A 15,515-nucleotide genomic window follows, 5' to 3' on the forward strand; every position below is an offset into this window, starting at 1 on the left:
CCACCCCCATCAACGGCACCATCGACCGCATCGCCTTCACCAACGCCATACCCGCCCAGGGCGGAGACCTCCTCCTCACCATCACCCCGGCCTGAGGCCCCGCGCTCCGGAACGGCACACCGACCGACCGCGGCTACACTGCGGGATGTGACCCACTACGACCTCGCGATCATCGGCTCCGGCTCCGGCAACACGCTCATCTCACCCGAGTGGGACGACCGGAAGGTGGTCCTCGTCGAGGGCGGCACGTTCGGCGGGACGTGCCTCAATGTGGGATGCATCCCCACGAAGATGTTCGTGCACCCGGCGGGCCTCGCCTCGGCGGTCGGGGAGGCGTCCCGCCTCGGCGTGGACCTGTCCCTGGACGGGGTGCGCTGGAGGGACATCCGGGACCGGATCTTCACCCGGATCGACGCGATCTCGGCAGGTGGGAGAGCCTACCGCGCGGACGAGCTCGAGAACGTCACGCTGATCGAGGAGCACGTGCGACTCACGGGGGAGAAGTCGTTCCGCACCGCCTCGGGGGACGAGGTCACCGCCGACCAGTTGGTGATCGCCACCGGGTCGCGGGCCGTCCAGCCCCGGATCCCCGGCATCTCCCTGCCGCAGGTGCACACGTCCGACACCATCATGCGGCTCGACGATCTCCCGGAACGGCTGCTGATCATCGGTGGCGGCTACATCGCGGCCGAGTTCGCCCATGTGTTCGGGGCCTTCGGCGCCCGGGTGACCATCGCCGTCCGCTCCGGGGGCATGCTGCGCGACCTCGACGAGACCGTCTCGGAGGCATTCACCGAGCAGGCCGCACGCCAGTGGGACCTCCGGCTGGACACCGACGTCACGCGGATCTCCGCCAACGACGACGGCAGCGTCAGCGCCCGCCTGGACGGGCCGGCAGGAGCGGTCGACCTCGACGTCGACGCCGTACTCGTCGCCGTCGGGCGCACGGCGAACTCCGACACCCTGGGTGCGGGGGAGGCAGGCCTCGACCTCCACGACGACGGCCGGCTCGTCGTCGACGGGTACCAGCGCGTGCTGCGCGGCGGGCAGCCCGTGGCCGGCCTCTGGTCCCTGGGGGACGTGAGCAGCGACTACCAGCTGAAGCACGTGGCGAACCACGAGGCGAAGATCGTCGCGCACAACCTGCTGCACCCCGGAGCGCTCCGCGCGAGCGACCACCGGTTCGTGCCCGCTGCGGTGTTCTCGCACCCGCAGGCCGCGTCGGTAGGGATGACGGAGGAGCAGGCGCTCAGCCACGCGGACGCCAGCGGGATGCCGATCGTGACGGCGATCCAGCACTACGGCTCGACGGCGTACGGGTGGGCCATGGAGGACACGCAGGGGTTCGTGAAGCTCATCGCCGAGCAGGAGACGGGGCGCATCCTCGGCGCACACATCCTCGGCCATGAGGCGTCGATGATCATCCAGCCGATCGTCCAGGCCATGTCCTTCGGCCTCGACGCCCAGACCATGGCCCGCGGGCAGTACTGGATCCATCCGGCACTGACAGAAGTGGTCGAGAACGCGCTGCTCAGCCTCAAGACGGGCTAGCCCCCGGCCCCGGGACGGTCCGGGGCCGGGACGGACGCCTAGACCTTGGCGGACGAGTAGATGGACTCGACGACGTCCGCGTAGTCCTTCAGGACCTGGGTGCGCTTGATCTTGAGGGACGGCGTCAGGTGCCCGGTGGTCTCCGTGAAATCGGTGGGGACGACCCTGAACACCTTGATGGCCTCCGCGCGGGACACGGTCGTGTTGGCGCTGTCCACGAGGTCCTGGATCTCGGCGAGCACCTCCGGGAGTTCCGCGGCCTCGGCCATGGTGGTGCCGGCAGGGAGGTGGTGCCGGTCGAGCCACCCCGGCAGGGCCTCCTCGTCGAGCGTGATGAGTGCCGAGATGAAGGGGCGCTGATCGCCGAGGACGACGCACTGCGAGACCAGCGCGTTCGAGCGGATGACGTCCTCGAGCAGTGCCGGGATGACGTTCTTCCCGCTGGCCGTCACGATGATCTCCTTCTTGCGGCCCGTGATGCGCAGGAAGCCGTCGTCGTCCAGTTCGCCGATGTCGCCCGTGCGGAACCAGCCGTCCACGAAGGCGTCCCCGGTGAGGTCGGGGCGGTCGAAGTAGCCCTTCATGACGCAGACGCCGCGGGCGAGGATCTCGCCGTCGTCCGCGATCTTCACCGCGTTGCCCGGGAGCGGGGCGCCCACGGTGCCGATCTTGATCCGCTTGGGGGTGTTGACCGTGATGGGCGCGGTCGTCTCGGTGAGGCCGTAGCCCTCGAGCACCATGAGCCCGATGCCGTGGAAGAAGTGGCCGAGCCGGTCCCCGAGGGGGGCGCCGCCCGAGACGGCATGCTGCACGCGGCCGCCCATCGCGGTGCGGATCTTGCCGTAGAGCAGCCGGTCGAAGACGGCGTGCTTCACCCTGAGGCCCAGCGGGATCTTCCCCGCCTGCTCGGCCTTCGACCAGGCGATGGCGACGTCCGCGCCCGCATGGAAGATCTTGCCCTTCCCGCCGTCCTCGGCCTTGAGCATCGAGTTGTTGTAGACCTTCTCGAAGACGCGGGGCACCGCGAGGATGAAGGTCGGCTTGTAGCTCTGCAGGTCGGGCAGGAGGTTCTTCACGTCGGGGGTGTGGGCCACCGTGGCGCCGGCGGCGACGCACAGCACCGAGATGAACCGTGCGAAGACGTGCGCGAGTGGCAGGAACATGATCGTCTGGCCGCCCTCCCGGGCCACCTCCGGCAGGGCCGCCGCGGCGTTCTCGGACAGTTCGACGAAGTTGCCGTGCGTCAGTTCGCACCCCTTCGGCTTGCCCGTGGTGCCGGAGGTGTAGATGATCGTCGCGACGTCGTCGAGGCCGGCGTACGCGCGGCGGTTGGAGAGGGTCTGCTCGTCGGTGCCGACGCCAGCCGTCCGGAGCGTGTCGAGTCCGTCGCCGTCGAACTGCCACACGTGCTGCAGGCCGGTGATGCCCTCCAGCGCCACGGCCTCGCGGACCACGTCCTCGTGCCGGGCGGATTCGACGAACACCCCGACGGCGCCCGAGTCGCTGAGGATCCAGGCGACCTGGGCGGGGGAGGACGTCTCGTACACCGGGACGGAGACGGCACCGGCGAACCAGATGGCGAAATCCGCGAGGGACCACTCGTAGCGTGTGCGGGCCATGATGGCCACGCGGTCCCCGGCCTGCACACCGGAACTGATCAGGCCCTTCGCGACGTCCTCGACCTGGCGCCGGAACTCCGTCGCCGAGATGTCCTCCCACTCACCCGCTGCGCCCTTCACGGCGAACAGTGCGGGATTCGACGGCTTCGCCGCCTGCCGCACCACGAGGTCGGTCGTATTGGTCTGGCGGGGGACGTCCACGAGGACGGGAACGCTGATGTCGCGCACGATAGCTCCTTCGATATCACCTCGGCCGTGAGGTCGTTTCAGCCTATCGGTTCGGGCGGCCGAATTACTGTCCAGTAATGTACGAATCGGTAACGGCGGCGCTCCGGCGCGCCCCGACAGGACCGAGGAGCGACCGCATGCCCATTCTTCCCGACCCGCCCGCGCCGCGTGCGCGACGCCCGCGGGCCGAGGCCTGGCCTGCGGGCCGTGGCACCGCGCCGGCCACGCGTACGGCACGCGGCACCTTCGCCAACCCGGCCCGGCGCGGCCTCTCGGTGGGCGTCGACATCGGTGGCACGAAGGTGGCCGCGGGCGTCGTCGACGTCCGCGGGAGGATCCTCGCCGAGGCGCGCAGGGCGACGCCCGGCCAGGACCCGCGCGCCGTGGAAGCGGTCATCACCGAGCTCGTCCAGGAGCTGTCCCGGGAGTTCAGGATCCGTTCGGTCGGTATCGGCGCCGCGGGATGGATGGACCTCTCGAACAGCACGGTGCTCTTCAGCCCGCACCTGGCCTGGCGCAACGAGCCGCTGCGGAGGAACCTCGAGAAGCTGCTCCGCCGACGCGTGACCGTGGTCAACGACGCCGACGCCGCCGCGTGGGCCGAGTGGCGCTTCGGCGCGGGGCGCGGGGAGTCCCGCCTGGTCTGCGTCACCCTCGGCACGGGCATCGGCGGCGCCATGATCATGAGCGGTCGGGTGGAGCGCGGGCGGCACGGCGTCGCGGGCGAGTTCGGGCACCAGATCATCGTCCCGCAGGGGCATCGGTGCGAGTGCGGGAACCGCGGCTGCTGGGAGCAGTACGCCTCCGGGAACGCGCTGGGACGTGAGGCACGCGAGCTCGCCGCCGCGAACTCCCCGGTGGCCAGGGCCATCCTCGACGCAGCCCCGGGGGACGGCACCGGAATCACCGGTGCGCTCGTGACGCGTCTCGCGATGGACGGCGACCCGGCGTCCCGGGAGCTGGTCGACGACGTCGGGCAGTGGTTGGGGCTGGGGCTCGCGAACCTGGCCGCGGCGCTCGACCCCGGGACGTTCGTGATCGGCGGAGGACTCAGCGCGGCGGACGAGCTCCTGCTCGAGCCTGCACGACGCGCGTTCGCACGCAACCTCACCGGCCGTGGCTTCCGGCCCGCGGCGCGCATCGAACGCGCAGCCCTGGGGCCCGAGGCGGGACTCATCGGGGCGGCCGACCTGTCGCGACTGCTCTCGCGCAGCGGCACCTGAGGAACCCGGCAGGCCCACGGTTCCTGGACCTCGGCGCCGTCGTCCCCCCGAAGGCCGGCGGCCCCTAGACCTCGGCGCCGTCGTCCCCGATGTCCCGGTGCTTGGGCAGCTTGGTGACGAGGTAGCCGGCGCCCGCGAGGAACAGGGCGAGGACACCGAGCGTGGCGGCCAGGGGTGCGTCCCTCCAGAACATCGCGAACAGGAGCAGCGTGATCGGTCCGCCCGCGGCACCGATCCACGCGAGGACCGTCAGGGGGTCGCCGGAGCCGAGGGGCGGGGGCTCCTCCGGGACGAAGCCCTCGTCCTCCTCGGGCTCCTCCGGCGCGGCGTAGTCACGGGGCCCGGTGGTACGGAACGGCTGGTCGCGGAAGATCGCGTCGGCGCGTTCACGGTCCGTCGGTCCCTCGCCGCCGGTGCTCCGGTGCTCCGGTGCATCGGGCCGGGCCCGGCCGTCGGTCGGGAACCCGGGGGTCCCGGCGGGCGGGATCTCGGGGGCGTGCCCGGCGAGATCGGACGACGGGCCCGCGGAGGTCCCCTCCAGGCGCGCGACGAGGTCCTGCCAGACGGCGTCATCGGTGGATTCGTTCGGTTCCTGACCTCGGGGGCCCATACTTTGCTACCTGCTGTCGCGTGCTGCGGCCCGGTCCGGAGGATCTCCGCCCGGCTTCCGGGGAATCGGAGGGCGTGCTCGTACAATCGTGGACACCGTGCGCCGCCACGTCAACCGGGTCCCAGCGTGTCGGTGGCCCCTCGGTGCACCCTCGGTGGCCCCTCGGTGCCGCCTGAGCGCCCCTCGACTCCGCACGGAGCCGGGCTCCGGAGGCGGATTCCGGCCGCAGCCCGGACCCCGTGCGGCACCTGCACGCCCGAAGGACGGGCGGTCCGTGGCGCCGACGCCCTTAGAGTAGGCTTCCACATGAAAAAGCGGGCGGCATGCCGAATGCCGCGCCGTCCATGCAGGGAGGCTGGCAGCGTGTTCTATTGGGTGATGAAGCGGATCATCGTCGGTCCGATCCTCAACCTCCTGTTCAGGCCCTGGGTCAAGGGACTCGACAACGTCCCCTCGTCGGGACCGGCGGTGATCGTCAGCAACCATCTGTCCTTCTCCGACTCGATCTTCCTGCCGATCGTCGTGCCCCGGACCGTCGTCTTCCTCGCCAAATCGGAGTACTTCACGGGGAAGGGCGTCAAGGGCAGGCTGACGGCCCTCTTCTTCCGCCTCTCGAACCAGCTGCCCATGGACCGCTCGGGTGGTGCGGCGTCGTCGTCCTCCCTCACCGCGGGCATGGACATCCTCAACGAGGGAGGCGTCCTCGGGATCTACCCCGAGGGGACGCGCAGCCCCGACGGGCGGCTGTACCGCGGCAAGACGGGCGTCGCGAAGCTGGTTCTCGCCACGGGCGTGCCCGTGATCCCCGTGGCGATGATCGGGACGGACAAGGTCCAGCCCATCGGCCGGCGCATCCCCAACATCCGCCGCGTCGGCATCATCATCGGCGAACCGCTGGACTTCAGCCGGTACGAAGGGCTCGAGGACGACCGCTTCGTCCAGCGTTCGGTCACCGACGAGATCATGTACGAACTGATGCGCCTGTCGGGGCAGGAGTACGTGGACGCGTACGCGAGCACGGTCAAGGAGCGGCTCGCCGCTGAGAAGGCTGCAGGGCGGAAGACGCCGAAGCCCGGAGCCGATACCCGCCGGGCCGCGGTCAGGATCTCCACGGAAGCAGGCAACCCGGCGCCGGGTACGGTCACGGAGATCGGCCGTGCCTCCACGGACAGGGGTCCCTCGGCCGGCGACTTGACGAGCGCCCCGGAGGACAGGCACACGCAGCCCGACGCGGGCTGATCCCCGCCGCGGGCCGCCGGACTGTATGACACGGCGGGAGTTCGCGATGACGGGCCGAGTCGGGCCGGAGGAGGCCCAGCCAGTAGAATCGTCGGGTGACCGATTCACTAGCTCCCGTCCTCCCGCGTACCGCGGAACCCGCCACATCCAGCACCGCCGGCCTCGACGCCTGGCGTTCGATGACGGCAGTACAGCAGCCCTCGTGGCAGGATCCCGGAGTCTATTCGGCCTCGGTCAAGGAACTGTCCACCCTTCCGCCGCTGGTGTTCGCAGGGGAGGTGGACGTGCTGCGCGAGCGGCTCGCGGCCGCGGCCCAGGGCAAGGCCTTCCTCCTGCAGGGCGGCGACTGCGCGGAGACGTTCGACGGCGCGACCGCCGACAAGATCAGCGCCCGGGTGCGGACCATCCTGCAGATGGCCGTCGTCCTGACGTACGGAGCCTCGTTGCCCGTCATCAAGATGGGCCGCATGGCCGGCCAGTTCGCCAAGCCGCGCTCCTCCAACGACGAGACGCGCGACGGCATCACCCTTCCCGCGTACCGCGGGGACATGGTGAACGGCTACGACTTCACACCCGAGAGCCGCGGACACGACGCCTCACGCATGGTGAAGGCCTACCACACGTCCGCGTCGACGCTGAACCTCATCCGGGCCTTCACGCAGGGCGGCTTCGCGGACCTGCGCCTGGTGCACCACTGGAACAAGGGCTTCATGGCCAACCCCGCGCACTCGCGGTACGAGTCGCTGGCCCGCGAGATCGACCGGGCCGTCCGCTTCATGGACGCCTGCGGCGCCGACTTCGAGGCGCTCAAGCGCGTCGAGTTCTTCGCCAGCCATGAGGCACTGCTCCTCGACTACGAGCGTGCGCTGACGCGCATCGATTCGCGGACGTCCCTGCCGTACGACACCTCGGCGCACTTCCTGTGGATCGGTGAGCGGACCCGCGACATCGACGGCGCGCACGTGGACTTCCTGTCCCGGGTGCGGAATCCGATCGGTGTGAAGCTTGGCCCCTCGACGTCCGCCGACGACGCCCTGGCGCTCATCGACAAGCTCGATCCCAACCGCGAACCCGGCCGGCTCACGTTCATCACCCGGATGGGTGCGCAGAACATCCGGGAGAAGTTGCCGGCCCTCGTGGAGCGCGTCACGGCATCGGGAGCGAAGGTCCTCTGGGTCACCGACCCCATGCACGGCAACACGGTGACGTCCCCGAACGGGTACAAGACACGCAACTTCGACGACGTCATCGACGAGGTGCGCGGGTTCTTCGAGGTCCACAACGCCCTGGGCACCTTCCCCGGCGGGCTGCATGTCGAGATGACGGGCGACGACGTCGCCGAGTGCCTCGGCGGCGCCGACCCGGTCGATCAGGACGCCTTCCTGGAACGCTACGAGTCGGTGTGCGATCCCCGCCTGAACCACATGCAGTCCCTCGAGATGGCCTTCCTCGTCGCCGGAGCGCTCTCGAAGAGCTGACCCGCCCGGGGTCGGACGGGGAGGGTGGTCACCGTCGGCCGCCCTCCCGGTCGCTGTGGCCGGACGGTCAGGTGACCGTGAGCCGGATGGTCGTCCCTTCGGGCTCCTCGCCGGTGGAACTCTGGCCGGCTACGAGTCCGAGGACGGCGCTGCCGAAGGTGTAGTCCACCTCCACCGCGAAGCCCGCTGCTTCCAGGGTCGCGACCGCACGGTCCTCCGGCAGCGAGAACACGTTGGGGACCTTCACGAGGCGTGGCCCCTGGGACAGGATCAGTGTCACGGTCGTTCCCCGCCGTACCGCGGCACCGGAGGCGCCGGACGGATCCTGGCCCGCCACGCTGCCTGCGGGTACGGTCCTGCTGTACTCCCGGGCATCGGCGACCGCCGCCTCGAGCCCCGCCTGCTCGAGCGCGGCGACGGCTTCCTCCACCGGGAGGGCCGTGACGTCCGGGACCGCGATCGGAGCCGGTCCACGGGACACGACGAGGTTCACCGCCGAGTCCCGGCGGCGTTCCGTCCCCGTCCCCGGGGACTGGCGCAGCACCTCACCCGCAGCGGCCGACTCGTTGTACTCCTCCGCGACTCCTCCGACGGCCAGCCCGGCGGTGCGCAGTTCCTCCGCGGCCTCGGCCTGCGTCCTCCCGACGACGTCGGGCACGGCGAACAGTTCGGGCCCCTTGGACACGATGAGCTCGACGCGTTCGAAGCGGCGGATCGGGGACGCGGCGGCGGGGTCGGTGGCGATGACGAGGCCTTCGAGGACCTGCTCGTCGAAGACCTCCTCCGTGGACAGGGACACCAGCCCCTCGCGTTCGAGGACGGCGCGTGCTTCCGCGAGGGGGGCGTTGGCCACGTCGGGGAGCGACACCATGCCCGCGGGGCCCGCTCCGAAGAGCCAGCCCGCACCGGCCACGAGGCCCGCCAGGAGGAGCAGCAGGACGGCCAGGAGACGCACGGAGCGGCGGGCGGTCGGGCCCTGGAGGCTCTTCTGCGGCCGCTGTGCCTGCCGCGCCTGCTGCCTCTTCGAGGGCGGGCGGACGCTGCTGCCCGCCGGACGGCGGGGCAGGAGCCCGTGTCCCCCGTGGGACTGCCGGCCGCCGGGGTCGCCGCGACGGACGTCGTTGTCCAGCTCCCCGCCCGGGGCACTCCGGGTCGGTGAGGCGGCGTCGGGGAGCGGGCGCGCGACCGGCGGCTGCTGCGGCATGGCGCCGATGACCCTCGTCGCGTTCCGGTCCCGGCCGACGACGCGGGTCGTGTCGTGCTCCATCACGGCGCGGGGCAGCACCTCGGTCCGCCCCTGGGTGTCCCGGGCGGGTGTATCCCGGGGAAGGGCTTCGGTGAGGGCGTCGTCGTTCCGGAGACGGGGGACGACGGCCGCGGTCAGCGTGTCCTGCCCGGACGGCGGCGCGGGCGCATCGTCCGGCGCGAAGTCCAGTTCCCCGTCCGTGAGGGTGGCCCGGATATGCCGCAGTTCGCCGAGGAGCGCGGACCCGTCCACGGGCCGGTCCTCGGGGTCCCTCGAGGTGCACCACTGCACGAGCTCGTCGATGTCGGTGGCCAGGCCGGGCAGGAGGGTGGAGGGCGCAGGCACCTCCGACTGCGCGTGCTGTACGGCGACCTGGACGGGGGTCTCCCCGGTGAAGGGCTGCCGGCCCGTCAGGAGCTCGAACAGCATCACGCCCGTCGAATAGATGTCGCTCTGGGCTTCCGCCGGCCGACCGAGGACCAGTTCGGGGGACAGGTAGGCGACGGTCCCGACGAGCGTTGCCGTCCCGGTGCTGGCCGAGACGGCGCGCGCGAGCCCGAAGTCGGCGATCTTCACGGTGCCGGCATCGGACAGCAGGACGTTCTCGGGCTTCACGTCGCGGTGGATCAGTCCTGCCTCGTGCGCTGCGGCGAGCCCTTCCACCACGGCGTCCACGAGCCTCAGTGCATGGCGTGGCGTGAGCCGTCCGTGCTCGCGCAGCACCTCCCGCAGGGTCCGCCCGGCGACGAATTCCATCACGAGGTAGGCGACCGGCTGCCCGTCGACCTCGTCCACGCCCTGGTCGAGCACCCCGACGACGTGCGGGTGGGACAGGCGTGCGGCCGACTTCGCCTCCTGCTCGAAGCGGTCGACGAATCCGGGCTCGTCGGCGAGGTGCGGGTACAGGACCTTCAGGGCCACGCGCCGGTCGAGCCGCCGGTCCATGGCCAGATAGACGGTGGACATCCCGCCTCGGGCCAGCCGCGAATGGACGACGTACCGTCCGTCGACGGTTGCGCCCTCGAGCGGATCCTTCCGTTGCTGGTGCACCCTCCGATGATAATCGGGTACGCCGAAAGGGGCAGGACCACCACGCGGTCCCGCCCCCTCGATCGGTCCGGCGCCGGCCGGACGGGCCCTACTTGAAGTTTTTCTGGTGTGCCTTGATGGAGGCGACGTACTGCTTCGTGTCCTCGAACATGCCCCGCGTCTGGACCGAGTACTGGCCCTGGTAGTAGGAGGCGATGGCGATGTCGAGCGAGGAGCTCGTGCGCACGAGCGACCGGATGATCGCGACGCCGGCGGTCGCGTTGTCGTAGGGGTCCAGCAGGTTCAGCTTGCGGCCCACGAGGTCGCTCGCCCACTGCCCGGAGGACGGGATCACCTGCATGGTCCCGATGGCGTTCGCGGGGGAGACCGCGCGCTGGTTGAAACCCGACTCCTGGTGCGCAAAGGCGAGCGCGAGGCTGGGGTCGACACCCATCGAGCGGGCGGTGTCGGCGACGATCTGCTTCATCTCGGCCTGCGACGGTGCGGGCATCGAGTTGAGCAGCGCCTTGTTGGCGTTGGCGTCGGCGACCACCTTGTCCGGGTACTGGTAGCCCAGGAACGTCGAGGGGACGAGGTTGCCCGGAGCGGGCGTGGGAGCCGGGGCGGGAGCCGGGGTGGTGCCTGCTCCGGGGAGGGTGAGCTTCTGCCCGGGGTAGATCACGGAGGTCATCGTCATCCTGTTCGCGGCCAGGAGGCCGGACAGCGCGATGCCGTTGCGGGACGCGATGGCGCCGAGCGTGTCGCCGGCCTTGACCGTGTACGAGCCGGCGGCCGGGGCCGGGGCGGGGGTCGGTGCCTTCGGTGGGGTCGCCTGCGGGGTCACGCTCCCTGTCAGCTTCAGCTTCTGCCCGGGGTGGATGACCGAGGTCAGGCCCAGGTTGTTCGCCTTCAGCAGGACGTCCAGCCCGATGCCGTTGCGGGAGGCGATGGCGCCGAGCGTGTCGCCCGACTTCACGGTGTAGGTGGCGCCGGCGGGAGCGGGAGCGGGGGAGGGTGCAGGAGCGGGCTTGACCGGCGTGGGCGTCGCCGTGCCGCCGCCCAGGCTGATCTTCTGCCCGGGGTGGATGACCGAGGTCATCGAGAGCTTGTTGGCCGTCAGGAGGGCCTGCAGGCTCACCCCGTTGCGGGAGGCGATGGCGCCGAGCGTGTCGCCCGGCTTGACCACGTAGGTGGCGGCGGACGGCTGCGCGGCGGGCGCGGGCTTGCCCGCCGGTGCGGCGCCGGTGAGCTTGATCTTCTGCCCGGGGTAGATGACGGTGCGCGCATCCATCCTGTTGAGCTTCAGGACGGCGTCCGTCGACAGGCCGAAGCGCTTGGCGATCGCACCCACGGTGTCGCCCGGCTTGATCGTGTAGTCACTCGGCGTGGTCACGGTGGGGACCGTGACCTTCTGCGCCGGGACGGAGCCGGCCACCAGGGCGGCGGGGATGACGGCCCGCGCAGGGATCTGCGTGGACGGGCCCGTGAGGTGTCGTACGGCAGGCGCCTGCAGGGTCGGTGTCGCCGCCGCCTGCGGGGCGAAGGCGACGGAAGAGAGAAGCACCGCGGGCAGTGCGGCGGTGGTCACGGCGACATTCAGGCCGCGCCGGCTCGCGCCGGCAGCCTTCCTGCGGGTGCCGTTCAGCGGTGCATTCGATCGCTGGGCAGTCATGTTTCGTTCCTCGTCTGTTGGCGGCTGAGTCCGCGCGGACGCACGTACCCGAGGTGGTGCTTCCCGGCTGGGTACGTACACGTGCTGATGCTGTTGAGTCACGTGTTGATAAAGTGACTTGTGTGACTCCTGTGAACTTACACGAAAAAGGCGGTAGCACAAGGGCGGCCCAAGGGGCATGAAGCGCCGCTGCGGCGTGTCGGGGCCCGGCGCGACCCGTGTCGCGTCCGCTGCAGGAGCCACCCGCCCCACGGGCCCCTGCAGGGCGTGCGGGTGGAGTTGGGTGCGGGAGCATGGCACGCTTGGACGGTGACTGAACTCGAACATCTCGTCCCTGCCTGGCTGAACCTCCCCGATGTCGCCGCGGCGCTCGATCTCCCGATCACCCGCGTGCACTCGCTCATCAGCGACAAGTCCCTCGTCAGCGTGCGCGTGGGCGAGCGCAACATCCGCAGCGTCCCCGCCGACTTCCTCGTCGAGGGCGCAGTCCTTGACAGCCTGCGGGGTACGGTGGTCGTCCTTGCTGACTCCGGGTACGGCGACGAGGACATCATCCGCTGGCTCTACACCGAGGACGAATCCCTGCCGGGCCGTCCGATCGACGCCCTCCGGGAGGGGCGGAAGACGGAGATCCGCCGTCGCGCCCAGGCGGCCGCCTGGTAGGACAGGACCGGACAGGACCGGACAGGATCTCGGCCGGATCAGGCCATGCCCTCGGGCAGCCTTCGCCGGGCCGGGATCCGGAGCGACCGGGTCGGCGCGTCAGGCAGTCCGCGTGACGGCGGCCTCGGCGAGCAGGCTTAGCGCGCGCCGGGACACCGCGTCGACCTCGAGGCGGTCCAGTGCGGCGAAGGCCGCCTCCGACTTCACGGCGATGAGCTGCTCGGTGTGCGCCAGGGCCCCGGTGTCGATGATCAGCCCCCGCAGCATGCCGACCGCGGCGTCGTCGAGCGATGTGTCACCGAGCATCGCGTTGATCCGGGCACGGACGCCGTCACGGCCCGAGCCGAGGGCCCGGGCGACGAGGAAGGTGCGCTTGCCCTCGCGGAGGTCGTCGCCGGCCGGTTTGCCCGTGACCTCCGGGTCACCGAAGACACCCAGCACGTCGTCGCGGAGCTGGAAGGCCTCTCCCAGTGGAAGCGCGAAGTCGGAGTACGCGGACAGCAGCCGATCGTCCGCGCCCGCGAGCGCTCCGCCGAGCATGAGGGGCCGTTCCATCGAGTACTTCGCCGACTTGAAGCGGAGGATGTTGAGCGCGCGGTCCGCGGCGACCTCGGGCGTCTGGTCGGGTCCGACGGCTTCCTCCAGCAGGTCCAGGTACTGGCCCGCCATGACCTCGGTGCGCATGCGGTTGAAGATGGTGCGGGCCGCGGTGCCCGTGGTGCCGGAGCACGACGCCGTGAAGAGCTCCTCGCTGAAGGCGAGGCAGAGGTCCCCTGCGAGGATGGCAGCGGCGACCCCGAAGCGTTCAGGATCCAGGTGCCAGCCCGCGTCCGTGTGCCGTGCCGTGAACTGCCGGTGCACGCTCGGCCGTCCACGGCGGGTGTCCGAGCGGTCGATGATGTCGTCGTGGATCAGTGCTGCGGCCTGGAAGAACTCGAGCGCCGTCCCCGCGGTGACCGGCGCCGACGCCGTCGGTGATCCGCCCGCGGCCCGCCAGCCCCAATAGCACAGGAGGGCGCGCATCCTCTTGCCCCCGCTCGTCAGCGTGGCGATGCTCGAGATGAGCGGCAGGGACTCGGCCGAGATGTCCGCCAGGACGTCGCGCTGCTCCGCGAGGAACGCGTCGATGCTGCGGGTGAGCTCGGACCGGAAACGGTCCTGCTCCCCGGAGATCGCCCCGGGAACGGAGCCGTCCTGGTCGGGGGTGGCGGGTGCGGACAGCATGGATCTCCCGGGCGGGTCGACTGGACGTGGGGCTCCCACTCTATCCGGCGGCCGGGGCGCCCCAGCCGCCGGATGGACGGCCCCGGGCGACTGCCGCCGCCGTCCCGGCGCCCGGGGAGACGGGCCACGCCCCCGACGTCGGTGGCACTGCGTACGATGTGTGCGTGTCGTGGGACGAAGGGTCGAAGCCGGTCGAGCATGCGGAGTGCCACATCCTCCACATCGACATGGACGCCTTCTTCGTCTCCGTCGAACTGCTGGACCATCCCCACCTGCGCGGCGTCCCTGTCGTCGTCGGATCCCCGTCGGGGCGCTCGGTGGTCCTGTCCGCCTCCTACGAGGCGCGCCGTTTCGGTGTACGGTCGGCGATGCCGATGTCCGTGGCCATGCGCCGGTGTCCCACGGCCGTCATCCTGCCTCCCCACCAGCGGCGCTACGCGGAGGTGTCGCGGGAGGTCATGAGGATCTTCCGTTCGGTCACGCCCGATGTGGAGCAGCTGAGCGTGGACGAAGCCTTCCTCGACGTCGCAGGGTCCATGCGCCGGCTCGGTGGCCCGCGCGACATCGGGGAGCAGGTACGTGCCGAGATCCACGCGACACTCGGGATCACCGCGAGCGTGGGCGCCGCGACCACGAAGTTCGTCGCGAAGATCGCGTCCACCAGGGCGAAGCCCGACGGGCTCCTGCTCATCCCCGGCGAGCAGACCGTCGCCTATCTCCACACCCTGCCGGTGTCGGCCCTGTGGGGTGTCGGCGCCAAGACGCAGGAGGTCCTCGCCCGGCTCGGCATCCAGACCGTCGAGGACGTCGCCCACACGCCGGTCGCCACGCTCAGGAAGCTGCTCGGGACGTCCGGCGAGCACGTCCATCACCTGGCCTGGGGCCGGGATCCCCGGCGCGTGGTGGTGTCGCGGGCGGAGAAGAGCATCGGTGCCGAGGAGACCTTCTCCCGGGACATCGACGATTCCGAGGTCCTCCGCCGCGAACTGCTGAGGCTGGCCCACCGCACGGCGACCCGGCTGCGCGCCTCCGGTTATCGCGCCGGGGGAGTGGCCCTGAAGCTCCGCTACGCCGACTTCTCCACGCTGACGCGGTCGAAGAAGCTCGACGAGCCCGTCGACAGCGCGAACGCCCTGTACCAGGCCGCAACGGCACTCCTGTCCGCGCTCGGTGATCGTCCCATGGCCGTCCGCCTCATCGGCCTGCGGGCCGAGTCCCTGGAGACGGGTGGGGACGGTTCGACGCAGCTGACCATCGACCGCAGGGACGACAACTGGCGGATCGCAGAGAGGGCGCTCGACGACGTGAACCGGAAGTTCGGGGACGCCGGCGTGGTGCCCGCAGGCCTGCTCCGCCCGAAGGTCAGGCCCCGTCCCGACGGCCAGGGGGCAGGTGCCGGAGAACCACCGGGGCGGGGCCCCGCGACCGGCGACCGCGCGGGCACGCCAGGGCGTCCCGGCACGCCGGGCGGCCGGGGCGTGCCCTCGCCGCGCGACCGGTCCGGATGACGGCGGTCCGGGCCGGCTATCATCCGGCGAACAGTCGGATCAACTCCGCATTGTGACTTTGCACGCACCGCGTAGCAAACTAGTCTTTAATCAGGCAGCCCGCCTGCCGTCCTGCACGTTCTTCCGTCCTCCGGAGCCCGAGGTTCACGACCCCTCCGCCGGGAACCCGGTCCGTGTGCGGGTCGTTGGTCGGGTACGGGAACGTTGGTATCCACATCAAGGAGG

Annotated in this window: 11 protein-coding genes; 6 read left to right on the top strand and 5 right to left on the bottom strand. The window is 70.9% G+C overall.

Translation table 11 applies throughout. The features are described from left to right. Nucleotides 1-147: 147 nt before the first annotated feature. Complete coding sequence (locus CXQ97_RS03035; protein WP_104179385.1) at nucleotides 148-1,551, top strand: mycothione reductase; 1,404 nt, start codon at nucleotides 148-150, stop codon at nucleotides 1,549-1,551. A 38-nt stretch (nucleotides 1,552-1,589) separates the two neighbouring features. On the opposite strand, the gene CXQ97_RS03040 is transcribed toward CXQ97_RS03035, so the two are convergent. Then, on the bottom strand, nucleotides 1,590-3,398 hold the full coding sequence (locus CXQ97_RS03040) for a long-chain fatty acid--CoA ligase (RefSeq protein ID WP_104179386.1): 1,809 nt from the start codon (nucleotides 3,396-3,398) through the stop codon (nucleotides 1,590-1,592). A 137-nt stretch (nucleotides 3,399-3,535) separates the two neighbouring features. Between CXQ97_RS03040 and CXQ97_RS03045 the strand changes: the two genes are divergently transcribed. Then, nucleotides 3,536-4,621 (top strand): ROK family glucokinase, encoded by a 1,086-nt coding sequence (locus tag CXQ97_RS03045; protein WP_104179387.1) that lies wholly within the window; start codon nucleotides 3,536-3,538, stop codon nucleotides 4,619-4,621. A 64-nt stretch (nucleotides 4,622-4,685) separates the two neighbouring features. On the opposite strand, the gene CXQ97_RS03050 is transcribed toward CXQ97_RS03045, so the two are convergent. Further along, the gene (locus tag CXQ97_RS03050) at nucleotides 4,686-5,231 is read right to left on the bottom strand and encodes a hypothetical protein (protein WP_104179388.1); all 546 of its coding nucleotides are present in this window, start codon (nucleotides 5,229-5,231) and stop codon (nucleotides 4,686-4,688) included. Between the two features lie 363 nt (nucleotides 5,232-5,594). On the opposite strand from CXQ97_RS03050, the gene CXQ97_RS03055 reads away from it, so the two are divergent. Together CXQ97_RS03055 and CXQ97_RS03060 are read left to right on the top strand one after the other, a co-directional pair. Continuing rightward, nucleotides 5,595-6,470: a 1-acyl-sn-glycerol-3-phosphate acyltransferase gene (locus CXQ97_RS03055; protein ID WP_104179389.1), complete on the top strand. Its 876-nt coding sequence runs from the start codon at nucleotides 5,595-5,597 to the stop codon at nucleotides 6,468-6,470. A 95-nt stretch (nucleotides 6,471-6,565) separates the two neighbouring features. Continuing rightward, on the top strand, nucleotides 6,566-7,948 hold the full coding sequence (locus CXQ97_RS03060) for a class II 3-deoxy-7-phosphoheptulonate synthase (RefSeq protein ID WP_104179390.1): 1,383 nt from the start codon (nucleotides 6,566-6,568) through the stop codon (nucleotides 7,946-7,948). Nucleotides 7,949-8,015: 67 nt separating this feature from the next. Here the strand turns inward: CXQ97_RS03060 and CXQ97_RS03065 are convergent, their stop codons facing one another. Together CXQ97_RS03065 and CXQ97_RS03070 are read right to left on the bottom strand one after the other, a co-directional pair. Next, the gene (locus tag CXQ97_RS03065; protein ID WP_104179391.1) at nucleotides 8,016-10,244 is read right to left on the bottom strand and encodes a Stk1 family PASTA domain-containing Ser/Thr kinase; all 2,229 of its coding nucleotides are present in this window, start codon (nucleotides 10,242-10,244) and stop codon (nucleotides 8,016-8,018) included. Nucleotides 10,245-10,332: 88 nt separating this feature from the next. Then, nucleotides 10,333-11,895, bottom strand: coding sequence for a LysM peptidoglycan-binding domain-containing protein (locus tag CXQ97_RS03070; RefSeq protein WP_104179392.1), 1,563 nt, complete (start codon nucleotides 11,893-11,895; stop codon nucleotides 10,333-10,335). 309 nt (nucleotides 11,896-12,204) lie between these two features. Between CXQ97_RS03070 and CXQ97_RS03075 the strand changes: the two genes are divergently transcribed. Beyond that, nucleotides 12,205-12,558, top strand: coding sequence for an Rv2175c family DNA-binding protein (locus CXQ97_RS03075; RefSeq protein ID WP_104179393.1), 354 nt, complete (start codon nucleotides 12,205-12,207; stop codon nucleotides 12,556-12,558). Between the two features lie 99 nt (nucleotides 12,559-12,657). On the opposite strand, the gene CXQ97_RS03080 is transcribed toward CXQ97_RS03075, so the two are convergent. Beyond that, nucleotides 12,658-13,782: a polyprenyl synthetase family protein gene (locus tag CXQ97_RS03080; RefSeq protein WP_104179394.1), complete on the bottom strand. Its 1,125-nt coding sequence runs from the start codon at nucleotides 13,780-13,782 to the stop codon at nucleotides 12,658-12,660. A gap of 164 nt (nucleotides 13,783-13,946) precedes the next feature. On the opposite strand from CXQ97_RS03080, the gene dinB reads away from it, so the two are divergent. Then, the gene (dinB, locus tag CXQ97_RS03085) at nucleotides 13,947-15,290 is read left to right on the top strand and encodes a DNA polymerase IV (RefSeq protein WP_258062193.1); all 1,344 of its coding nucleotides are present in this window, start codon (nucleotides 13,947-13,949) and stop codon (nucleotides 15,288-15,290) included. Nucleotides 15,291-15,515: the final 225 nt, after the last annotated feature.

The organism is Arthrobacter sp. B0490 (assembly GCF_002929355.1).
Taxonomy (GTDB): Bacteria; Actinomycetota; Actinomycetes; order Actinomycetales; family Micrococcaceae; genus Arthrobacter_D.

Coding starts and splice junctions, on each gene's coding strand:
- CXQ97_RS03045 (WP_104179387.1), top strand. CDS start 3,536: ATGCCCATTCTTCCCGACCCGCCCGCGCCGCGTGCGCGACGCCCGCGG.
- CXQ97_RS03070 (WP_104179392.1), bottom strand. CDS start 11,895: ATGACTGCCCAGCGATCGAATGCACCGCTGAACGGCACCCGCAGGAAG.
- CXQ97_RS03050 (WP_104179388.1), bottom strand. CDS start 5,231: ATGGGCCCCCGAGGTCAGGAACCGAACGAATCCACCGATGACGCCGTC.
- CXQ97_RS03080 (WP_104179394.1), bottom strand. CDS start 13,782: ATGCTGTCCGCACCCGCCACCCCCGACCAGGACGGCTCCGTTCCCGGG.